General features: G+C 65.6%; 23 protein-coding genes. 11 read left to right on the forward strand and 12 right to left on the reverse strand.

The window, feature by feature from the left end; all coding sequences use genetic code 11:
- Nucleotides 1-46 precede the first annotated feature (46 nt).
- The gene (gene argB, locus H3H36_RS05780; protein WP_182151946.1) at nt 47-940 is read right to left on the reverse strand and encodes an acetylglutamate kinase; all 894 of its coding nucleotides are present in this window, start codon (nt 938-940) and stop codon (nt 47-49) included.
- 143 nt (nt 941-1,083) lie between these two features.
- Between argB and H3H36_RS05785 the strand changes: the two genes are divergently transcribed.
- The 6 genes from H3H36_RS05785 to H3H36_RS05810 are packed head-to-tail and all read left to right on the forward strand — an operon-like array spanning nt 1,084 to nt 6,667.
- A complete protein-coding gene (locus tag H3H36_RS05785) occupies nt 1,084-1,659 on the forward strand; it encodes a sigma-70 family RNA polymerase sigma factor (protein WP_182215098.1) in 576 nt (191 codons plus the stop codon).
- A gap of 21 nt (nt 1,660-1,680) precedes the next feature.
- On the forward strand, nt 1,681-1,932 hold the full coding sequence (locus H3H36_RS05790) for a zf-HC2 domain-containing protein (RefSeq protein ID WP_182215100.1): 252 nt from the start codon (nt 1,681-1,683) through the stop codon (nt 1,930-1,932).
- Nucleotides 1,929-2,138: a cysteine-rich CWC family protein gene (locus tag H3H36_RS05795; protein WP_182215102.1), complete on the forward strand. Its 210-nt coding sequence runs from the start codon at nt 1,929-1,931 to the stop codon at nt 2,136-2,138. Before H3H36_RS05790 ends, H3H36_RS05795 begins: the two co-directional genes overlap by 4 nt.
- A 24-nt stretch (nt 2,139-2,162) precedes the next feature.
- Nucleotides 2,163-5,210 (forward strand): hybrid sensor histidine kinase/response regulator, encoded by a 3,048-nt coding sequence (locus H3H36_RS05800; protein ID WP_182215104.1) that lies wholly within the window; start codon nt 2,163-2,165, stop codon nt 5,208-5,210.
- Nucleotides 5,211-5,232: 22 nt separating this feature from the next.
- Nucleotides 5,233-6,393: a response regulator gene (locus tag H3H36_RS05805; RefSeq protein ID WP_229219760.1), complete on the forward strand. Its 1,161-nt coding sequence runs from the start codon at nt 5,233-5,235 to the stop codon at nt 6,391-6,393.
- Entirely contained in the window at nt 6,383-6,667 is a 285-nt protein-coding gene (locus tag H3H36_RS05810; protein ID WP_182160812.1) for an SWEET family sugar transporter, read from the forward strand. Before H3H36_RS05805 ends, H3H36_RS05810 begins: the two co-directional genes overlap by 11 nt.
- On the opposite strand, the gene H3H36_RS05815 is transcribed toward H3H36_RS05810, so the two are convergent.
- From H3H36_RS05815 to H3H36_RS05825, 3 genes are all read right to left on the reverse strand, one after another.
- The gene (locus H3H36_RS05815) at nt 6,664-7,485 is read right to left on the reverse strand and encodes an alpha/beta fold hydrolase (protein ID WP_182215106.1); all 822 of its coding nucleotides are present in this window, start codon (nt 7,483-7,485) and stop codon (nt 6,664-6,666) included. The two genes, H3H36_RS05810 and H3H36_RS05815, sit on opposite strands and share 4 nt — an antisense overlap.
- Before the next feature lie 88 nt (nt 7,486-7,573).
- The gene (locus tag H3H36_RS05820; RefSeq protein WP_311196585.1) at nt 7,574-9,043 is read right to left on the reverse strand and encodes an extracellular catalytic domain type 1 short-chain-length polyhydroxyalkanoate depolymerase; all 1,470 of its coding nucleotides are present in this window, start codon (nt 9,041-9,043) and stop codon (nt 7,574-7,576) included.
- A 57-nt stretch (nt 9,044-9,100) separates the two neighbouring features.
- Nucleotides 9,101-9,514 carry a ribbon-helix-helix domain-containing protein gene (locus tag H3H36_RS05825; RefSeq protein ID WP_182215108.1) on the reverse strand — a complete coding sequence of 138 codons (414 nt, stop codon included), beginning with the start codon at nt 9,512-9,514 and terminating at the stop codon, nt 9,101-9,103.
- 202 nt (nt 9,515-9,716) lie between these two features.
- Here H3H36_RS05825 and H3H36_RS05830 point away from each other — a divergent pair, with 202 nt between their 5' ends.
- The 3 genes from H3H36_RS05830 to H3H36_RS05840 all read left to right on the forward strand — a co-directional run bounded on the left by H3H36_RS05830 (nt 9,717) and on the right by H3H36_RS05840 (nt 11,951).
- Entirely contained in the window at nt 9,717-9,938 is a 222-nt protein-coding gene (locus tag H3H36_RS05830; RefSeq protein WP_182215110.1) for a DUF1289 domain-containing protein, read from the forward strand.
- Nucleotides 9,939-9,957: 19 nt separating this feature from the next.
- Nucleotides 9,958-10,866, forward strand: coding sequence for an MBL fold metallo-hydrolase (locus tag H3H36_RS05835; RefSeq protein WP_182215113.1), 909 nt, complete (start codon nt 9,958-9,960; stop codon nt 10,864-10,866).
- A 131-nt stretch (nt 10,867-10,997) separates the two neighbouring features.
- Nucleotides 10,998-11,951, forward strand: a complete 954-nt coding sequence (locus H3H36_RS05840; protein WP_182215115.1) for an NAD(P)H-dependent flavin oxidoreductase — start codon at nt 10,998-11,000, stop codon at nt 11,949-11,951.
- A gap of 58 nt (nt 11,952-12,009) precedes the next feature.
- Here the strand turns inward: H3H36_RS05840 and H3H36_RS05845 are convergent, their stop codons facing one another.
- Both H3H36_RS05845 and H3H36_RS05850 read right to left on the reverse strand, forming a co-directional pair.
- Nucleotides 12,010-12,408 carry a TfoX/Sxy family protein gene (locus tag H3H36_RS05845; RefSeq protein WP_182215117.1) on the reverse strand — a complete coding sequence of 133 codons (399 nt, stop codon included), beginning with the start codon at nt 12,406-12,408 and terminating at the stop codon, nt 12,010-12,012.
- A 22-nt stretch (nt 12,409-12,430) separates the two neighbouring features.
- Nucleotides 12,431-12,943 (reverse strand): DUF1579 family protein, encoded by a 513-nt coding sequence (locus H3H36_RS05850; RefSeq protein ID WP_182215119.1) that lies wholly within the window; start codon nt 12,941-12,943, stop codon nt 12,431-12,433.
- Nucleotides 12,944-13,066: 123 nt separating this feature from the next.
- Here H3H36_RS05850 and H3H36_RS05855 point away from each other — a divergent pair, with 123 nt between their 5' ends.
- Nucleotides 13,067-14,047 carry a CsgG/HfaB family protein gene (locus H3H36_RS05855; RefSeq protein WP_182215121.1) on the forward strand — a complete coding sequence of 327 codons (981 nt, stop codon included), beginning with the start codon at nt 13,067-13,069 and terminating at the stop codon, nt 14,045-14,047.
- Between the two features lie 46 nt (nt 14,048-14,093).
- On the opposite strand, the gene H3H36_RS05860 is transcribed toward H3H36_RS05855, so the two are convergent.
- Nucleotides 14,094-14,987 (reverse strand): LysR family transcriptional regulator ArgP, encoded by an 894-nt coding sequence (locus tag H3H36_RS05860; RefSeq protein WP_182215123.1) that lies wholly within the window; start codon nt 14,985-14,987, stop codon nt 14,094-14,096.
- Between the two features lie 85 nt (nt 14,988-15,072).
- On the opposite strand from H3H36_RS05860, the gene H3H36_RS05865 reads away from it, so the two are divergent.
- A complete protein-coding gene (locus H3H36_RS05865) occupies nt 15,073-15,678 on the forward strand; it encodes a LysE/ArgO family amino acid transporter (protein WP_182215125.1) in 606 nt (201 codons plus the stop codon).
- A gap of 71 nt (nt 15,679-15,749) precedes the next feature.
- Here the strand turns inward: H3H36_RS05865 and H3H36_RS05870 are convergent, their stop codons facing one another.
- The 5 genes from H3H36_RS05870 to H3H36_RS05890 all read right to left on the reverse strand — a co-directional run bounded on the left by H3H36_RS05870 (nt 15,750) and on the right by H3H36_RS05890 (nt 21,057).
- Nucleotides 15,750-16,325: a hypoxanthine-guanine phosphoribosyltransferase gene (locus H3H36_RS05870; protein WP_182215128.1), complete on the reverse strand. Its 576-nt coding sequence runs from the start codon at nt 16,323-16,325 to the stop codon at nt 15,750-15,752.
- A gap of 98 nt (nt 16,326-16,423) precedes the next feature.
- Nucleotides 16,424-17,683 carry a phenylacetate--CoA ligase family protein gene (locus tag H3H36_RS05875; protein ID WP_182215130.1) on the reverse strand — a complete coding sequence of 420 codons (1,260 nt, stop codon included), beginning with the start codon at nt 17,681-17,683 and terminating at the stop codon, nt 16,424-16,426.
- Between the two features lie 35 nt (nt 17,684-17,718).
- Complete coding sequence (locus H3H36_RS05880; protein ID WP_182215132.1) at nt 17,719-18,561, reverse strand: ABC transporter ATP-binding protein; 843 nt, start codon at nt 18,559-18,561, stop codon at nt 17,719-17,721.
- Between the two features lie 74 nt (nt 18,562-18,635).
- Nucleotides 18,636-19,937 carry an ABC transporter substrate-binding protein gene (locus tag H3H36_RS05885; RefSeq protein WP_182215134.1) on the reverse strand — a complete coding sequence of 434 codons (1,302 nt, stop codon included), beginning with the start codon at nt 19,935-19,937 and terminating at the stop codon, nt 18,636-18,638.
- A 61-nt stretch (nt 19,938-19,998) separates the two neighbouring features.
- Nucleotides 19,999-21,057: a branched-chain amino acid ABC transporter permease gene (locus tag H3H36_RS05890; RefSeq protein WP_182215137.1), complete on the reverse strand. Its 1,059-nt coding sequence runs from the start codon at nt 21,055-21,057 to the stop codon at nt 19,999-20,001.
- Between the last annotated feature and the right edge of the window lie 3 nt (nt 21,058-21,060).

Genomic DNA, 21,060 nt, shown 5'->3' on the forward strand with positions numbered 1-21,060 from the left:
TGTGGCGACGCGCTGCCAGAACGGTGCGCAAGGCGTCGCCGTTTTTTCAGTGCGAACGGATCATAGTGCCAAAAGCCTGTTCGGTCAAGACTTCCAGCAATAAAGAGTGTTCGATGCGGCCGTCGATGATGTGCACCGTGTTCACGCCGGACTTGGCTGCGTCCAGTGCCGACGAGATTTTGGGCAGCATGCCGCCCGAGATGGTGCCGTCGGCGAACATCTCGTCGATCTCGCGGGCCGACAGGTCGGTCACCAGGTTGCCCTGCTTGTCCTGTACGCCGGCGATGTTGGTCATCATGATCAGCTTTTCGGCCTTCAGGATCTCGGCGATCTTGCCGGCCACCACGTCCGCGTTGATGTTGTAAGCCTGGCCATCCTGGCCGAAGCCGATCGGCGAAATGATGGGAATGAAGGCGTCGTCCTGCAGCGCCTTGACCACGGCCGGGTTGATGGCGTCGATCTCGCCGACGAAGCCGATGTCGAGGAACTGGCCCGGATTGTCCTTGTCCGGCATGGCCATCTTGCGGGCGCGGATCAAGCCGCCGTCCTTGCCGGTCAGGCCCACGGCCTGGCCGCCGTAGTGATTAATCAACATCACGATGTCCTGCTGCACCTCGCCGCCCAGCACCCACTCCACCACTTCCATGGTTTCCTCGTCGGTGATGCGCATGCCCTGCACGAACGTACCCTGCTTGCCGATCTTTTTCAGGGCGTTGTCGATCTGGGGACCGCCGCCGTGCACCACCACCGGATTCATGCCCACCAGCTTGAGCAGGATGACGTCGCGCGCGAAGCCGTGCTTCAGGCGTTCGTCCGTCATTGCGTTGCCGCCGTATTTGATGACGATGGTCTTGCCGTGGAAATTGCGGATGTACGGCAGCGCCTCGGCCAGAATCTGGGCCTTGATCTGCGGCGCCACCGCAGTCAGGTCGTCATTCATGCCTAGGTTCAGGTTGGTCAGGTGGGTCATGGCGGGTCCGGAATTAAGATTTTTGCGATTTTACAGCCTGCAGCTGTGCTCAAGTACGCATTATAGGGCCAACGTGTTGTATTTTCCGAGATCATCCGCTAGGCTGGCCCCTTATGACCCCCAACCCCACTCTCCACCGCGAACTGGAAGCGATGCGGCCCTTGCTGGTGCGTTTCGCCCATCTGCAGCTGCGCAACCAGGCGCTGGCCGAAGACGCCGTGCAGGACGCGCTGATCGCCGTGCTGGAAAAACCCGAGCGTTTCGCCGGCCAGTCCTCGCTGCGCACCTATGTGACGGGCATCCTCAAGTTCAAGATCATCGACAACCTGCGCGCCAGCACGCGCGAGCGCCAGATCGACAGCTGCGAGGACCAGTCCGAGGATGACGCCATCGACGCCCTGTTCCTGGCCGACGGCCATACGCGGGAGCAGCCGCTGGCCTGGGGCGACCCGGACCGCACGCTCGAGCAGAAGGACTTCTTCAAGGTGCTGGAGGTGTGCCTCGAAAAGCTGCCCGCCAAGACGGCCCGCATTTTCATGATGCGCGAGTGGCTGGAGCTGGAGACGGACGAAATCTGTAAGGAACTGGCGATCACCACGTCTAATGCATGGGTACTCCTGTATCGGGCCCGCCTGCGCCTGCGTGAATGCCTGGATTTGAACTGGTTTGGCAACCGCCAGACCACCTGACCGTGCCATGGACTGCCAGCGATGACGGACTCACACAAAACCGGCCTCAAACCCACCTGCCGTGAAGTGCACCGGCTGGTGTCCGAAGGGATGGACCGCGACTTGTCGCTGGTCGAACGCACCCGCATGCGGTTGCACCTGATGGTGTGCGACGCCTGCACCCGCTTCAATGGCCAGATGGCGCTGCTGCGCAAGGCCATGCGCGGCTTCCCGCTCGACGTTGACGCGCCGCCCGGTCCCGCCAACCCTACCGACAAGGATGGCCGCCCATGAGCGTCTGCGCGCGCTGCGGCGCCACCTTCACCTGCGCCATGGCCGACGGCGATGGCAGTGAACCCTGCTGGTGCGCCAGCCTGCCGCTGGTGATGCCGGTGCCGTCGACAGAGGTGTTGCCGCCGGCCGCGGACCCCTCGTGCTGGTGCCCCGATTGCCTGCGGCGCCACATCGCCGCCACCACCACTCCCGCCAAACCAGAATAATCCACCGCAGCGAAGGAAAGCAGCATGCGTTTCAGCGACATCCGTATCCGGGCGCGGGTCAGCATCGGTTACGCGATCCTGATTGGCCTGATGATCGGGGTGATCCTGGTGGGCGTGAGCCGCATCTACGCCATACGCGCCGAGGCCGACCATATCCTTAGCCACGACTGGGCTGCCGCCTCCGCCATCAACGCCATCGATAGCCAGTCGCGCGAGGCGGCCACCCACGTGGTCAGCCTGATCATCCAGCGGGACCGGGCGCGGCGGGTGGCGAGCTACGCCCGCATAGACCAGATCAAGCGCGACATCGACGAGCAGCTGGCCAAGCTGGCCGTGCTGGACGCCACGCCGGAGGCGCGGCTGCAGATCGAGCGGGTCAAGCTGGCCCGTGCGCACTACTACGATTCTTTCATCGCCGTGGCCGACCTGGTGGAGGCAAGGCGGCATGAGGCCGCCGAGGCGAAGATGAATTCGATGGCGCTGCCGGCCCTGAATCAGCTGCTGGAACAGATCAAGACGCTGGACGGCATCCAGCAGCGCCAGGTGATGGCCAGCGCCGACCGCGCGCGGGCCGATATCAACCGTTCGCTGCTGATCATGTCGCTGATGGGCGTGGCGGCGCTGGCCGTGGGTGGGGGTTTCGCCATCTCGGCCCGCTCCATCACGCGTCCGTTGGACGCGGCCATCGCCATCGCCACCCGCGTCGGCCAGGGCGATCTCAGCTCCGTGATCGAAGTGACCTCGCGCGACGAGACGGGCGAATTGCTGCAGGCGCTCAAGAACATGACGGCCAGCCTGGCGGCCGAACAGGAACTGCGGCGCGCGGTGACGGCGGCCGAGGACGCGACCAAGATGAAGTCCGACTTCCTGGCCAATATGTCGCACGAGATCCGCACGCCGATGAACGGCATCATCGGCATGACCCATTTGGCCTTGCAGACGGACCTCACGCCCAAGCAGCGCAACTACCTGGAAAAGGTGGAATCGGCCGCCCGCAACCTGCTGGGCATCATCAACGACATACTCGACTTCTCCAAGATCGAGGCCGGCAAGTTGTCGTTCGAACGGGTCGACTTCTTCCTGGAAGACGTGATGGGCAACATCGCCGACCTGTCCATGATGCGGGCGCAGGAAAAAGGCCTGGAGCTGCTGTTCGACGTGGCGCCGGACGTGCCGCACGCGCTGGTGGGCGATCCGCTGCGCTTCGGCCAGGTGCTGATCAACCTGACCAACAACGCCATCAAGTTCACCGAGCGCGGTGAGATCGTCGTCACCATCCGCGTACTGGAGCGCAGCGCCGAGCAGGTCACGCTGCGGGTGGACGTGCGCGACACGGGACCTGGCTTGTCGCCCGAACAGCAGGCGCGCTTGTTCCAGGCCTTCACCCAGGCCGATACGTCCACCACGCGCCACCACGGCGGCACGGGCCTGGGCCTGACCATCAGCAAGCGGCTGGTGGAGATGATGGATGGCCAGATCGGATTGGACAGCCAGCCTGGCGTGGGCAGCAATTTCCACTTCACGGCCCGCTTTGGCGTGGGCCAGCAGGACGAGCCGCAGCCGCTGCCCGACATCAGCGGCCTGCGGGTGCTGGTGGTGGACGACAACGCCAGCGCGCGCGAAATCTTCCTCGGCATGCTGGGCTCGATGAAGTTCGACGCAGCAGCGGCCGACAGCGGCGCGCACGCGGTGCAGGCGGTGGCGCAGGCGCGCGAGCAGGGCCGCCCGTTCCGCGTGGTGCTGATGGACTGGCAGATGCCGGGCATGAACGGCATCGCTGCCGTTAAGGCGATCCGCGCCGAAGCCGAGGCGGCGGGCGTGGCGCCGCCGGCCATGGTGATGGTGAGCGCCTACAGCCGCGACGCGCTGCTCGACGAGCTGCACGGGCTGGCCGTGGAAGCCACGTTGAGCAAGCCGGTGAGCGCCTCGACCCTGCTCGATTCGATCTCCACCGTGTTTGGCCAGGACCTGCGCCGCTGCCGCAAGGCGCGCCGCGACGACAGTTACCGCCAGGCCGGGCAAGCCGTACGTGGTGCATACCTGCTGCTGGTCGAGGACAATGAGGTGAACCAGGAAGTGGCGCAGCAGATCCTGAGCGATGCCGGGGTGCGCGTCGATATCGCCAGCAATGGCGCCATGGCGCTGGCCAAAATCGCCGTCAACGGCTATGACGGCGTGCTGATGGACTGCCAGATGCCAGTGATGGACGGTTACGAGGCCACCCGCAAGCTGCGCGAGGACGTGCGTTTCGCTGACCTGCCCGTGATCGCCATGACGGCCAACGCCATGATGGGCGACAAGGAGAGGTGCCTGGCGGCCGGCATGAACGATTTCATCGCCAAGCCGATCGACGTGGGGCAGCTGTTTACGACGCTGGCGCGCTGGATCAAGCCGCGCCAGCCGGCGGCGGAAGCGGCCACGCAAGAGACGGTGCCGGAATCGCAGCCGCTGCCTGCCATCGCCGGCCTGAAAATGGAAGCGGCGTTGCAGCGTATGGGCGGCAACGCGGCCCTGATGCGCAAGCTGCTGGGCCGCTTCGTCGAAACGCAGATCGACGCCATGCAGCGTATCGCCGACGCGATGGACAACAACGACCTGGCGACCGCCACGCGCGCGGCGCACACGGTCAAGGGACTGGCGGGCAATATCGGCGCCGTGGCGCTGGCCGATGCGGCGGCCAGGGTGGAACAGATGCTGGCCCAGGGCGTGGCGGAAGGGCGCGACGACGCCATCGCCGCCATGGGGCAGGAACTGGGCGAGATGGTGGCGCGGGTATCGATGGCGCTGCGCGGCGCGGGGGCTGCCTCGCCGGCGACGGCGCAGGCAGCGCTTGCGGCTCCGGCGCCGGTCGATCCAGCCGCGCTGGCTGGCGAAGTGCGAGAGATGGCACGCCTGCTGGCGCAGGACGACGCGGCGGCCGTCAAGCTGCTCGATCGGGTGTGCCCGATGCTGACGGCGGCCGGGCAGGGCGAGCCATCGCGCCAGCTGCGCCGCATGCTGGCGCAATATGACTTCGAGGGGGCGCTGGACGAATTGCGCGGCGTGGCGACAGCCTTGCAAATATCGCTATAAAATACGGTATTAGCCGAGGAAGATGATGACCCCATTGCAAGCCAAGCCGACCATCCTGGTGGTGGACGACACTCCGGACAACATCGACCTGCTGTGCGCCGTGCTGGAACATGATTACCGCACCAAGATCGCCGTCAACGGCGAGCGCGCGCTCAAGATCGCCCGGGGTGAATCCAAGCCGGACCTGATCCTGCTCGATATCATGATGCCGGGGATGAGCGGCTACGACGTATGCAAGGCGCTCAAGGCCGATCCGGCCACGCGCGATATTCCCGTCATCTTCGTCACCGCCATGAGCGAGGTGGCCGACGAGCAGCTGGGCCTGAGCCTGGGCGCGGTGGACTACATCACCAAGCCCGTGTCGGCGCCCATCGTGCTGGCGCGGATCAAGACCCAGTTGTCCATGAAGCGGGTGCACGACTTCCTGCGCGATCAGAACCAGTTCCTCGTGACGGAAGTGGAATTGCGCACGCGCGAGATCGTGGCGCTGCAGGACGTGACCATTCACACCATGGCCTCGCTGGCCGAAACGCGCGACAGCGAGACGGGCAACCATATCCGCCGCACGGCGCACTACGTCAAGACCCTGGCCGAGAAGCTGCGCACCAATCCGCGCTTCGCCGCCTTCCTGACCGACGAAACGATCGAACTGCTGTTCAAGTCCGCGCCGCTGCACGACATCGGCAAGGTTGGCATCCCGGACCGCATCCTGCTCAAGCCGGGCCGCTTCGAGCCGTACGAGATGGAGATCATGAAGACCCACACCACGCTGGGGCGCGACGCCATCATGACGGCCGAGCGCGAGCTGGGCGTCGAGGTCGACTTCCTCAAGTACGCCAAGGAGATCGCCTACGGCCACCAGGAGAAGTGGGACGGCAGCGGCTATCCGCAAGGGCTGGCTGGCGACGCCATTCCCATTTCCGCGCGGCTGATGGCGGTGGCCGACGTGTACGACGCCCTGATCAGCCGGCGCGTGTACAAGGAAGGCATGTCGCACGAGCAGGCCGTGGCCATCATCACGGCCGGGCGCGGCCAGCACTTTGACCCGGACATGGTGGACGCCTTCCTGGCCCTGCAGGATGAATTCATCGCGATTGCGAAACGGTATGCCGACTCCGACCAGGACATGGCACGCAAGCGCGAAACGCTGGAATTATTTACGAAAGTGGCGGATGCAAATTGACGTAGACATGCTGGGTTTTGCGGCGGCCAGCTGCACCACCTGTTCCTTCATTCCGCAGGTCTGGCTGGTGTGGCGCGAACGTGCCGCAGCGGGCATCTCCACCGGCATGTATTCCATCTTCAGCTTCGGCGTGTTCCTGTGGCTGTGCTACGGCGTGGCGATTACGGCCTGGCCCATCATCATCGCCAATACCATCACCTTGCTGCTGGCGCTCAGCGTGCTGGGGATGAAGTGGCACTTCGAGCGGCTGGCGCCCGAGGATCGCAGCGTTTAATCTGACGTGTGCCGAGGTGGCAGGGCGGTCGCCAGGAAGGTGGCGATGCGGTCCACCACCGTGCTTTCCTTTTCCCGGTGCGGCACATGCCGTACACCGGGCAGGATCGCCAGTTTCGCCGGTCCGCCGAGCAGGCTGGCGATGCGCTCGGGCTGCCGGGTGGAGCCGTATTCATCGTCGCCGCCATGGACGACGAGTGCCGGGCACCGCACCAAAGGCAGCACCTCGTCCAGTGACCATGGCGCGAATGCGGGAGACAGCCATGTCTCCGTCCACGCATCGAGCACCCAGCGGGCCTTGTCGCCGTGGTACTGGCGCAGCCGCGCGAACGATGGCTCCTGCTGGAACGATGCCTTGGCTTCGATGATGCCGGCCCGCGTGCGGTCTTCCACGAACGCCTGCGCCGCCACGGTGATCAAGGCCCGGCAAGCGTCCGCATGGCGCGCCGCGCAATGCACGGCCATGCCGCCGCCCACGCTGTGGCCCATGGCGACGAAGTGCTCCAGGCCGAAATGGCGCAGCACCAGCGGGAAATATACCGCCGCTTCCTCCTCGATGAACCCGGTGCCGATATCGTCCGTACGCGGATCGGACTGGCCGAAACCGAGCCTGTCGTAAGCGATCACCTGCCTGCCAGTGCCTGCCGCCAGCGCGGCGGGAAAAGAACGCCACAGCTGGATGCTGCCCAGCGAGTCGTGCAGCAGCACGATCGGCGCGCAGTCGTCCGTTGGCGCCGACGGCTGCCAGCAGCGGGCGAACAGACGCCCTTTTGGCGTGGCGATCCAGTGATCTGAGGTCGTCGCGGCGGAGGTATTCATATCGGCAGCTTAGTCCGGCAGGGCAAAATGATGGCGGTTCCGAGAGTGCCGATCATAACAGGCTGCCTGCGGTTTCATCGCCGAACTCTTAACCGACGGTGCTGAAAAACCGCATCATCTCCCGGCTCGCATCCGGTCCCTTGCCGTCCGTGTAGCTGCCCTGCGCGCTGCCGCCGGACCAGGCGTGGCCTGCGCCGTGCACCACCCAGTGCTCGACCACGGGCTTGCCATCGTGGCCGTGGTGCGTGGTCTGGGTGTAGCGGTGGCCGTTGGGCACGCTGCCCGATTGCACCGACGGCGTGCTGCCGGCCGCGTGGCCGTTCAGGCGCTGGGCCGTCACGGCGTCGCCATTGCGCGGGTGGACGGTGGTGTCACGGTCGCCGTGGAAGACGATGATGGGCAGGCTGCCGCCGGGCGCCTTGTGCGCACCGGCGCCGCGCTTCATGGCGCTCAGCGCGGACGGCAAATCCTGCGCCGACGCATACGGCAGGCCGGAATGCACGCCCACGGCCGCGAACACGTCCGGGTAGAGCGTGCCGACGATGACGGCCATGGCGCCGCCGGCCGACAGGCCGGCCACGTACACTTGCTTGTCCAGCACGCGGTAGTCGCGCCTGACCTGTTCGGCGATGCCGGCGATGAGCGACGGTTCGCCCTGGCCCCGTTGCTGGTCGATGGCGTTGAACCAGTTCCAGCACTTGGCGTTGTTGGCCTGCTTGGTCTGTTCGGGATAGGCCACCAGGCACTGGCGCTCCTCGGCCACTTCATTCATGCGGGTGCCGGCCGCGAAGTCGTCCGGGTTCTGGGTGCAGCCGTGCAGCATCACCAGCAGCGGCATGGGCTGGCCGTGGTAGCTGGACGGTATGTACAGCTTGTAGCGGCGCTCGCCCGCCTGGTTGGCGTAGCTGCCCGTGATGAATTGCGCGCCCGGCGGCAGTGGCGCCGGTTCCGCGCGCGGCGCGTCGTAGCCGGGCAGGTCGAGGCCGGACAGGTCCAGCGGCGGCAGGTTGAGGTTGGCGACGTCGAACTTGGGCAGCTCGAAGTGCTTCAGCCCGGACGGCAGGGTGCCGTTCACGCCGGCCTGGATGTCGACGGCGATGCCCATGCGATTGAGCAGGTCTTGCGCATATTCGATCGGGTGGGTGGCTGGATCAGGCGCGACGCCGGCGGGGCGGGGCGATTCCTCGTGCGGCGCCGCTGGCGTCGGCTTGGCGCCGGCGGGCCGCATGTCCGTGGCCTCCGCGGCATGCGTCGTTTTCGGGGTGGCCGGGGCGGTCGGCGGGCGCGTCGCGCGGGGCGTGTCGTGGTCCGCAGGCGTATCGACGCAGACGGTGTCCTCCACCTCCCCGTTTGCGCCGTGACGGTGGACGGCGGAAGCCTCCGCCGACCTGGCAGGCGGGGTGTTAATGTCGCGCATAGGCGGCGTGGTGGCGCGCGGTGTGCCGCGCAGGCCGCCGAGCGCCTGCTGGATGGCTGCCGTGGCGGCGGCCGGTCCCTTGCTGATCAGTTTCTGGGTGGCGGCGCGCATCTGCGCCAGCAGCGTGGAATCGAATTTCATGAGCCATCGTCCTTCAACGAAGCTGCGCCGTGACCGAACTGCCGGTGGACAGGCGCGTTAGTGAATTCGCCCGGCCAGGGCGGTCTTGACTACGGTGCTCGCGTGCAGCGCGCCGAGCACGAATATCGATTCGATGGTGGCCAGCGCCAGCTCCACCGAGACGTCGCTGGCGATGCTGGCCAGGCCCAGCACCTGGATCTGCAGGCGCTGGCCGGCGGCCTGGATGGCTTCCAGGTCGGCGCGCGAGTAGTGCTGCATGCCCAGCACCAGGCTCTTGCGCGCCACCGTCTGCTTGACCACGTCCGCGTGGGCGTTCAGTTGGTTGCGGATCGCCGTGCGTATCAAATCGGTGCGGTTGGAGTAAAACCCTTCCTGCACCAGCAAATCGATTTGTCCCAGGTCTATCGGTCCCAGATTGATGGTGATTTTTTCCGATTCGCTCGTCTTGAGCTTCAGTTCTTGCTTGGCCATAAGTCTCCGTCCGGCACATGGGGTGGGCTGGTGGCATCTGGTAGCCATCCATCCACCATCTACATGGATGGTAGTATAGACCCATGACGTCTCAGGTCAAGCGCGATTTCGCGCATTGCGTTATCGTGAGGCGGCAATTGACCGAGCGGCCCCGCCGGGGGCGCGGCATAATGGACGCATTCTTCGTTACCGAAACCGCAATATGAATCCAGTATCGCCATCCGCCGAACCCGTCTTGCCCGAACTGGCCACGCCGGTGCCGTCGCCGTGCGTCAGCCTGTGCAAGATGAGTCCCGAGACGGGCTATTGCCTCGGCTGCATGCGCACCATCGAGGAAATCATCGCCTGGTCCAAGGCGGATGACACATACAAGCGCGCCGTGTGGGCGGAAATCCGGCGCCGCGAAGCGCTGGTCGACTTTTAAAAAGGGAGAGGTGGCAGGCATGCATGGATTACCCGATTCGATCCAGGTGTTCGAGCGCGGCTGGCTCTCGTCCAACAACATCCTGCTGCTGGGCCGCCACGACACGGCGCTGATCGACAGCGGCTACCTGACCCACGCGCCGCAAACGCTGGCGCTGGTGCGCCACGCGCTGCACGGGCGCCACCTGGACCGGCTGATCAACACCCACCTGCATTCGGATCACTGCGGCGGCAACGCCATCCTGCAAGCCCACTATGGCTGCGACACGGCGATCCCGGCGGCCGAGGCGGACAAGGTGCGGCACTGGGACGTGGAGGCGCTCAGCTTCAAGGCCACGGGCCAGCAATGCGAGCGCTTCAGCTTCGACAGCACCGTCTCCTGCGGCGATGTGCTGACGCTGGCCGACATGGAATGGCGTGCGCTGGGCGCGCCCGGCCACGACCCCCATTCGCTGATTTTCTACTGTCCCGAGCACCGCGTGCTGGCCTCGGCCGACGCGCTGTGGGAGAACGGTTTCGGCGTCATCTTCCCGGAGCTGGACGGTGAGTCCGGCTTCGCCGAGGAGCGCGCCACGCTGGACTTGATCGAAAGCCTGGACGTGCGCCTGGTGATCCCCGGCCATGGCGCGCCGTTCACGGACGTGCAAGGCGCGCTGGTGCGCGCCCGCTCGCGCGTCGATTACCTGGAGGCTGATCCGGTGCGCAACGCGCAAAATGCCATCAAGGTGCTGCTCAAGTTCCTGCTGCTGGAACGCCAGCGCATCGCCCTGGCCGAGGTGCCGCAGATGCTGCTGTCCATGCCCGTGTTCGCGACCGCCAACACGCGCTACCTGCGCCAGACGCCGGACCAACTGGCGCAATGGGCCGTTGGCCAGCTGGTCAAGGGCGGCGCGGCGCACGTTGAGAGTGAATACTTACTCAACGACTGAATCGACGACGACATCAACAACGGCCTGGCGGGCGTATGCGTGCGCCTGCTCCACTACCGGCACGACCGTTCGGTTTGCGGTCTATAATCGTCCGACCGCCGTTTCCATCCACTTCCGTCAGCGAGTTCGATATGGCCTTGCCAGCAGTGCTGCAGAACCTCACCCTTCCCGTGATCGCCTCTCCCATGTTCATCGCCAGCGGCCCGGCGCTGGTGGCGGCCCAGTGCAAGGCCGGCATCGTCGGCTCGTTCCCGGCCCTGAACGCGCGCCCGGCCGAGCTGCTCGACACCTGGCTGACGGATTTGCAGGCCGAGCTGGCCCAGTTCCAGCGCGCCCATCCGGACCAGCGCGTGGGGCCGATCGCCGTCAACCAGATCGTGCACCACTCGAACGACCGGCTCGCGCATGACGTGGAAGTGTGCGTCAAACACCAGATCCCCATCATCATCTCGTCGCTGCGCGCGCCGCCCAAGGAGATGCTCGACGCCATCCACAGCTACGGCGGCATCGTGCTGCATGACGTGATCTCGATCCGCCATGCGCAGAAGGCGTTGGAGGCCGGCGTGGATGGCTTGATCCTGGTGGCCAGCGGTGCCGGCGGCCATGCGGGCACGCTGTCGCCGTTCGCGCTGGTGGGCGAGGTGCGCAAGTTCTTCTCGGGGCCGATCGCGCTGTCGGGCTCCATCGCCACCGGCGACGCGATCCTGGCGGCGCAGGCCATGGGCGCCGATTTCGCCTACATCGGGTCACGCTGGCTGGCCACCAAGGAGTCCAACGTGGCCGACAGTTACCGCGATGCGATCGTGGAGTCGTCCGCGGCGGATATCGTTTATACCAATTTGTTCACTGGCGTGCACGGTAACTACCTGAAGAAGTCCATCGTCGCCGCCGGGCTGGACCCGGATGCATTGCCGCAGTCCGACAAGAGCGCCATGAGCTTCGGTTCCGGCAGCGCCAAGGCGTGGCGCGACATCTGGGGCGCTGGCCAGGGCGTGGGGCTGATGGATGACGTGCCCACCACGGCCGAAATGGTGGCCCGTCTGAAGCGCGAATACGACGCGGCGCGCGCGCGGCTTAAGCTGTAATCAGTGCCGGGCGGGTCGGCGAGGCGCACTCTGAGGAGGTCGACAGGGCTGGCCTGGCTTAGCTGTCCGCGCGGGCGGGCCGGCGCGTGGTCCCCGTCGTTGCAGATTTCTTCTTTTTCGCCTGGGGCTGCGCCTGCTTGCGCAGGGCGGCCGCCATGCCCAGCCTGGCCCAGCGCAGCATGTCGCTGGCGTCGTCCATCGCCGCGTCGGGCACGCGGTAGTAGCGCAGCGCGCACACTTCGCCCTGCTTCTGGTAGGTGAACGGCGCGCAGCGGGCCGCCAGGAACTGGGCTTCGTTGTCGGCGTCGGCCTTGAAGTACAGGCAGTCGTCGTCGATGATGGCGCAGAACAGCTCATCGATGTAGATCCCCACGCCGCCGAACATGCGCTTGCTGCGCACGCTCCCCAGCGGCGCCAGCACGTCGGCCAGATAGCTCAGGAAATCAGGCGACACCATGGTCAACTCCCTTCACCTGCTCTTATTGCGGGCGACGGATATCGTAGCGCGCGAAGTGCTGCCACGTGCCGTCCGGCTTGGCCGCTTCGATCTCGAACGTCCACGATGCCGTATCGGCATGGTAGTTCAGCGTATCGCGAAACGGCGCGCTGGCGTAGGGGAAAGTGAATTCGATGGTGTGGTCCGTGATCTTGCCCGTCGCATGGGGGATGGAACCCTTGGCGCCAAAGCTGTCCATCCAGTGCGCGATGACGGCCTGGCTGCCCTGGTCGTAGCCGATGAACACGCGCGCCTCGTACCTGGCCGGCACCTGCACATCCTTCATGTGCATTTCCGTGAACGTGGCGTTCAGCGTGGGCGTGGCGGCCATGGTGTAGCGCACGGGCTTGCCCATCACGTCGCCCGTCATGATCCAGTCGCCGTCCAAGGCTTGCAGCAGGGCGGGGCGGGCGTCGGCCGGGGCGGTGGGCGGCGCGGCGTGGACGCCGGCTGTCGCCAGCACGGTGGACAGCAGCAATGGGAGAAGGATGCGCATCGGTTTTGGTCTGGTGTCGGTTAAATGAAACAGACAATATTGGAAAATTGCGCAACATGCAATTCTTGCCCGGTAGAAATCATAGTAAAATCAGTTCCTAATTAAACAACCTGGAGGGGCTGGATGAAAGCGGGACAGATCGGTGTGTTGGTGTGCGCGATGGCGCTTCCCTTGGCAGGCTTTGCGCAGGATAGCGGCGCGCCGGCCACCAGCAGCAATGGGCCGCAGGTGGAGAAATGCGACGCGCCCAAGGGCACCATCGCCGTCCATGAACCGCAGGACGACCTGATCGCGCGCCTGCGCGGCTTTGGCCTGGCCTCGCCCACGGCCATGATCCGCATGATGATCCAGCAGTCGAACTGCTTCCAGGTGATCGAGCGCGGCGTGGCCATGCAGAACCTGATGCAGGAACGCCAGCTGGCCGAAAGCGGCATGATGCAGCAGGGTAGCAACATGGGCAAAGGCCAGATGGTCACGGCCGATTTCCTGCTCACGCCCAATATCACCTTCTCGGAAAACAACGCGGGCGGCGTGGGCGCGGGCATGCTGGGCATGTTCGGCGGCGTGGGCCACGTGCTGGGCGCGCTGGCCGGCAGCCTCAAATTCAAGGAAGCGGAAACCAGCATGCTGCTGGTGGACGCCCGTTCCGGCATCCAGGTGGCGGCGACTCAAGGCAAGGCCGAGAAGACCGACTTCGCGCTCGGCGGCGCGCTGTTCGGCGGCGCCATGGCTGGCGGCGGTGGCGGCTACACCAACACCAACGAGGGCAAGATCATCGTCGCCTCCTTCCTCGACAACTGGAACAAGGTGGTGCGCGCGGTGCGCGACAATCCATCGCTGATCCAGGCCAAGGCCGGCAAGGCATCGCAGCAGAACGCGGCCAACAGCGTGCAGGCCGGCGCGGCCGCCGAAGGCGATGTGATGATGCCCAAGATCGCCAATGTGCGCGTGCTCAGGCAGCCGCGCGACGGGGCGGCGGAACTGGTTGCGCTCAACAAGACGGACGAGGTGCTGTACCTGGGCGAGGAGAAGGATGGCTACTTCAAGGTCCAGGCCAGCAAGGGCGAGGGCTGGGTCAAGAAGGTCCTGGTCCGCAAGCAGTAAGAGGCCGTTCCAACAAGCCCGTGGCCTTGTTTTCGCTGCGCCACGGTCATTGCTCCTGTTCCAGCCACTTGCGCGCCGTCGCCACCACCTGTTCGGTCAGGCGGCGCGTGAGCGGGGTCTGGATGTCCCACGCGTGCCAGATCAGCGGCACGTTCAGGCTGGCGCCGGGCGCCAGTTCCATCAGCGTGCCCGCGCGCAGGGCCGCCTCGCATTGCAGCACTGGCAGCATGCCGTAGGCGTAGCCCGCTTCCAGGAAACGCACGAACCCCTCCGAACTCGATAACGCATGGTGCGGATAGCGCACTGGCTGGCCGAACTGGCGGCCCAGGAACTGGTCCAGCAGCGCGTCCTTGCGGTCGAACACCAGCGCTGGCGCTTGCTGTACCGCGTCCAGCGTGAAGCCATCGGCGAACCAGCGCTGCGCGAACGCGGGCGCGGCCACGCACAGGTAGCGCATTGCGCCCAGCGGCGTGGCCGTGGTGCCGGCCACGCGCGTCGCTTCGCTGGTCACGCAGGCGAACACGCGGCCTTCGCGCAACTGGCTCAAGGTGTGGTCCTGGTCGTCGAGGCGGATGCGCAGCAGGCAGGCGTCCGACAGCAGCAGCGGCGCCACGGCTTCCTGCAGCCAGGTGGCGGCGCTGTCGGCGTTGACGGCGATGGCGATGTCGGGCCGCTCGTCGGCCTGGCCGGGGCGCTGCTTCAGGGCCGCTTCCAGCAGCCGCACCTGGCGGTAGTGGGCGATCAGGCGCTGGCCAGCCTCCGTTGCTTGCGGCGGCTGGGTGCGCACCACCAGCAGTTCGCCCGCGTCGTTTTCCAGCAGCCGGATGCGCTGCGACACGGCCGATTGCGTGATCGACAGGGCCACGGCGGCCTTGTCGAAACTGCCATGCTCGATCACGGCGTCGAGGGCGGCCAGGCCCCGGTAATCCACTGCGCTCATTAGTTTCTCTAATGTTTGTCCAATAATATTAATTATACTTATCTGCGTCCGCGCCGTAAGCTGGCCGCCTGTTTGAGGAGAAAACATGGCGGCGACGGCATTCTTGAAGGGGGTGGGCTTGGGCGGCAGCCTGATTGTGGCGATCGGATCGCAGAACGCATACCTGCTGCGGCAGGCGATCAAGCGCGAATTCGTGCTCACTTGCGTGGCCATCTGCGTGGTGTGCGACATGGTGCTGATCGCGGCCGGCGTGGCCGGGATGGGACAGCTGATCACGGGCGCGCCGGCCTTGCTGTGGTGGCTGAAGATAGGCGGCGCCGCGTTTTTGCTGGCGTATGGCTGGCGCGCGGCCCGTTCCGCGCTGCGGCCGGCCGCGCTGGTGGCCGGCGATGGGGCCACCGTGTCCAGTCATGGCGCCGTGGTGGCGGCCATGCTGGCATTCAGCCTGCTCAATCCCCACGTGTATCTGGATACGGTGATCCTGCTCGGTTCCATCGGCGGCCAGCAGGCCGGCAATGGACGGCTGTATTTCGCGGCCGGCGCGATGGCCGCTTCGCTGGCCTGGTTCAGTGGACTGGGATGGGGGGCGCGCTACCTGGCGCCCGTATTCGCGCTGCCACGGGCGTGGCAGGTGCTCGATGGCGTGATCGCCGTGGTGATGTGGTCCATCGCCGCCTCGCTGCTGCTCTAAAGAAAAATCGGGGACGTAACACGGTTTTTCTTGTCAGAAAAACCGTGTTACGTCCCCGATTTTGCCGGCTGTTACGCTTCGCTGTCGGTCTTGATGGCCCACAGACCGGGCAGGTTGCGCCAGTAGCCGTAGGCGTCCATGCCGAAACCAACGACGAAGCGGTTGGGGATGGTGATGCCGACGATGTCGGCCTTGCAGGGCTTGGCCTTGCCGATGGCCTTGTCGCAGAACACGGCCAGGATCACTTCAGCGGCGCCCATGTCGAGCAGGCGCTGTTTGACGTGGGCCAGCGTTTCGCCTTCGTCCAGGATGTCGTCCAGCACGATGACGGTGCGGCCCGTCACGTTCGAGCGCGGCACGACTTTCCACACCACCTGGCCGCCCTGGTCCTCGTCACCGTAGCGGCTGACGTGGATGTAGTCGAATTCGAGCGGGAAGGTCAGCTGCGGCAGCAGGTTGCCCGTGAAGACGACGGCGCCGCCCATCACGCCCAGCACCAGCGGGAATTCCTGGCTGTCGGGCGCGTTGAAGCGGGCGTTGAGGGTGTCGGCCATGCGCGTGACGGCGGCATCGACGGTCTCTTTGTTGAACAGCTCTTCTGCCGTTTCCAGCAGGGCGCGGGCGCGGTTGTGGTGGAAGTCTTGCATGATCTTCTAGTTTTTCGTAAAACGGGTGAACAATCCCGCTATTATCCGCCATATCGCGCTGTGTCGGGGTAGTTGGTTTTGCGCCACAGCCCCTCTCGCTAGCGGTAATCGCGCACGTCGTCGATCACCTTGCCGTCGTCGGGCAGGCTGCCGCGCGCGGCGAAACACACTTCGCCGCGCAGCTTGGTGAGATCGCGTATCGAATCAATGACGGCCGCGCCCAGGCTGGCGCTGGCGCCCTGCGGATCGTCCACTTCGCAGTGCAGCGTCATCACGTCCTGCGCCATGTGGCCCGACACCACCAACCGCGCCTTGACGATCTGCGGATGGCGGCGCGCGATCTCATGCACCTGCGACGGGTGCACGAACATGGCGCGCACCTTGGTGGCCTGGTCGGCCCGCCCCAGCCAGCCGCGGATGCGGGTGTTGGTGCGGGCGCCGGCCGCCGGCGCATGCGTCAGCTCGGCCGACAGGTCGCCCATGGCGAAGCGGATCAGCGGGTAGTCGTGGCTGAACACGGTGACCAGCACTTCGCCGATCTCGCCCGGCGCCACCGGCTCGCCGGTGCCGGGGCGGACGATCTCCAGGATCACGTCCTCGTCGAGCACCATGCCGGGATCGAGCACGCCGGCGCTGGCCGTCTCGTACGCGATGCTGCCGATGTCGGCCGAGGCGTAGGTCTGGAACACGTGCGGCACGCCGTTCTGGGCGAACCAGGCGCGCAGCGATTCGGGCAGCGCTTCGGCGCCCATCATGGCCTGGCGCACGCTGGAAATGTCGGCGCCCATCTCCTGCGCTTTTTCGATGATGATCCTCAGGAACGACGGGGTGCCGATGTAGGTGTCGGGCCGCAGTTCGGCCATGGCCTGCACCTGCATTTCCGTCTGCCCGGCGCCGGCCGGGATCACGGCGCAGCCGATGCGGGCCGCGCCGCCTTCGACCATGAAGGCGGCCGGCGTGAAGTGGTAGGAGAAGCAGTTCTGTATCAGCCCTCCCGGCCGCACGCCGGCCGCGTACATGGGGCGCGCGAAGCGCCACCAGTCCTGGCCCCGGCCTTCGGGATCGAAAATGGGGCCGGGCGACATGAATACGCGCGCCAGCTGGCCAACGGGGGTGGCGTTCAGGCCGCCGAACGGCATCTGCTGGCGCTGCAGTTCCTTCAGGCCGGACTTGCGCGTGACAGGCAGCTGGGCCAGCGCGGCGCGGCTGGTAATGTCGCCGGCCGCCACGCCGTGCAGGATGCGCGCCCAGCCGGGCGTGCCCTGGGCCCGCGCCACGAGGCGCGGCAGGCGTTGCATCAGGTCGCGTTCGCGCTGCACGGGGTCGCGCGTCTCCAGGCTATCGAGCGTATCGGCCATGTTGGATCCTTGTGTGAAGTTTTTTGGGCGGGGCGTCAGGCCAGCCAGCGTTTGCGGCGGCGGTAGAACTTCATGTCGCGGAAGCTCTTGCGCCCGGCGCCGGACACGCCCAGGTAGAACTCCTTGACGTCCTCGTTGCTGGCCAGGTCGGTGGCAGCGCCTTCCATCACCACCCGGCCGTTTTCCAGGATGTAGCCGAAATCGGCGTAGCGCAGTGCCACGCTGGTGTTCTGCTCGGCCAGCAGGAAGGACACGTTCTCCTTCTGGTTCAAGTCCTTGACGATGCCGAAGATCTCCTCGACGATCTGCGGTGCGATGCCCATCGACGGTTCGTCCAGCAGGATCATGGACGGCTTGGCCATCAGCGCGCGGCCGATCGCGCACATCTGCTGTTCGCCGCCGGAGGTGTAGCCGGCCTGGCTGGCACGCCGTTCCTTCAGGCGCGGGAAGTAGTGGTAGACCTTGTCCAGCGCTTCCTTGAGCTGCGGGCGCGACAGGGTGCGCGTGTAGGCGCCCGTGAGCAGGTTGTCCTCGATGGTCAGGTGGCCGAAGCAGTGGCGTCCTTCCATCACTTGCGACAGGCCCCGCTTGACCAGTTCATTGGGCGTGAGCTGGTCCACCCGTTCGCCCTTGAACTGGACTTCGCCCTTGGTGACGTCGCCGCGCTCGCCGCGCAGCAAGGTCGAAATGGTTTTCAGCGTGGTCGACTTGCCGGCGCCGTTGGCGCCCAGCAGGGCCACGATCTTCCCTTGCGGGACTTGCAGCGACACGCCCTTGAGCACGAGGATCACGTGGTCGTAGATCACTTCGATATTGTTGACCGACAGGTAGGGCTGGCTGCTGACGGTTGCGGCTGCGGCGGCTGTGTTCATGGTCATTCTTCGCTGGTTAAAAAAGATGCGGGGAGGAGGAGGGACTCCCCGCATCAGGGCGCGTTACAGCTATGGCGTGGCTATTTCGCGCAGGCTGGCGTTATTTTTTTCTCGGCGGCGTAGGCGTTCGAGGATTCCTCCAGCAGCTTGCGGGTCAGCGCCTTGTCGCCCACCACCCAGTTCGGCGTGATGGCATTCCACTTCTTGCCATCCCACTGCTGGACTTTCACGGCGCCCGAGCCTTCATGGTCTTCGCAGCTGGTTTTCACCACCGGCAGCATGCCGTAGGCACCGATGGCCTTCTCGCGCGCTTCGTCCACATTCAGGTGTTCCAGGCCCCAGCGCAGCTGTTCGCCCGTGACGGGTTTGCCCTTGCCGAATTTTTCCTGCGCCGTGCGCATCGCTTCCACCCACAGGATGGCGGCCGTTACGCCGCGCATGTGGTAGACGGAACCGACGCGGTTGCGGTCGGCCAGGTTACCCTTGCCGGCGTCATACAGCTTCTTGTGGATCTCCTCCATCACCGGGTAGTTGCCGGGGGTGTTGAAGGTCATGGCGCTGTAGCCCTTGGCGGCGTCGCCGGCCGGCACGGTGTCCTCCTCGGAACCGGCCCACCACACGCCCAGCATCTTCTCGCGCGGGAAGCCGTTGCGCTGGGCCGTCTTGATGGCGACCGAGTTCATCACGCCCCAGCCCCACAGGATCACGTAGTCGGGATTGGCCTGGCGGATCTGCAGCCATTGCGATTGCTGCTCGCTGCCCGGCGGCGGCACGGCGATCTTGATCAGATCGAAGCCATACTGCTTGGACAGCGCCTCCAGCACCGGCAACGGTTCCTTGCCGAACGCGGAGTCGTGGTACAGGTGCACGATCTTCTTGCCCTTGAGTTTATCCATGCCGCCGCTCTTGTCGCCCAGGTACTTGATCATGCCGGCGGCCTGGTTCCAGTAGCTGGTGATGAGCGGGAAAACGTAGGGGAACACTTTGCCGTTGGCCGCGTCCGAGCGGCCGTAGCCGAGCATCGTCATCGGGATCTTGTCCTGCGGCAGCCGGTCCAGGATGCCGTAGGCGATGCCGGTCGACAGCGGTTCGACCATGGTGGCGCCGCCGTTCTTGGTCTTCAGGCGCTCGTAGCATTCCACGCCGCGCGAGGGGTTGTATTCCGTCTCGCATTCCTCCCAGCTGATCTTCACGCCGTTCACGCCGCCGTTCATATTGACCAGGTTGAAGTAGTCGATCACGCCGCCGTAAAAGCCGGAACCGCCCGCCGCATAAGGCCCCACGCGATACGATGGCAGGGCGATGAACTGGTCGGCCCAGGCCGGAACTATGGCGCTGGCCGCCAGCGCGGCGCCCAGCACGAGGGATTTGATGCACTTCATTGTTGTCTCCTCCAAGAGTCGGACTACGAATTGCCAGCTATGTGATTGCGCTCTGTGATGGTCAATGCGGGAACGGCCACAGGCGCAACTTCTCTTTACCGATTTGCCACAAACGCGCCAAGCCATGCGGCTCGACGATCAGGAAAAACACGATCAATGCGCCGAACACCATCAGCTCCAGGTTGGACGCCACGCTGGTGGGCAGGGCCAGTCCGTGCGCCAGCACGTTCAGGAACACGGGCAGCAGCACGATGAAGGCCGCGCCCAGGAAGGAACCGAGCACGGAACCGACGCCGCCGATGATGATCATGAACAGGATGCGGAATGACAGGTCCAGGTTGTACGCTTCCGGCTCCACCGTGCCCAGGTAGGCGAACGCGTACAGGGCGCCGGCCACGCCGCAGTAGAACGAGCTGACGGCGAACGCCAGCAGCTTGGTGCGCATCAGGCGGAAGCCGATCACTTCGGCCGCCACGTCCATGTCGCGCACGGCCATCCACGAGCGGCCCACGTTGGAGCGGATCATGTTCTTGGCCAGCAGCGCCATCACGGCCACCACGGCCAGCACCAGCAGGTATTTGCTGGCCGGGCTGTCGAATTCATAGCCGAGGATGGTGATCTTCTGCGCCGTGATCACGCCCGAGCTGCTGTAGTTGGTCAGATAGGGGATCTTGGTCAGGCACCACAGCACGAAGAACTGGGTGGCCAGCGTGGCGGCGGCCAGGTAGAAGCCGCGGATGCGCAGCGACGGCAGCCCGAACGCGACACCCACCAGCGCCGCCGACAGCCCGCCCAGCACGAAGGCCAGCAGGATGGGCATGCCGGGAATGCGCTGCACGAAGTTGTAGGCGCCGAACGCACCCACGGCCATGAAGGCGGCCGTGCCCAGCGACAGCTGGCCTGCGTAGCCGGTGAGGATGTTGAGCCCCAGCGCGGCCAGCGAGAAGATCAGGAACGGGATCAGGATGGCCGACAGCGTGTAGGGTGAGGCCAGCACGGGCGCCAGCGCCAGCGCCACCACCAGCAGCGCGCCCAGCGCGATGCGGTCCTGGCGGATCGGGAAGATCTGGTTGTCGGCCTGGTAGCTGGTCTTGAATTGTCCGGCTTCGCGGTAGAACATGGT

The sequence above is a fragment of the Rugamonas fusca genome, assembly GCF_014042365.1.
Classification (GTDB): domain Bacteria; phylum Pseudomonadota; class Gammaproteobacteria; order Burkholderiales; family Burkholderiaceae_D; genus Rugamonas; species Rugamonas fusca.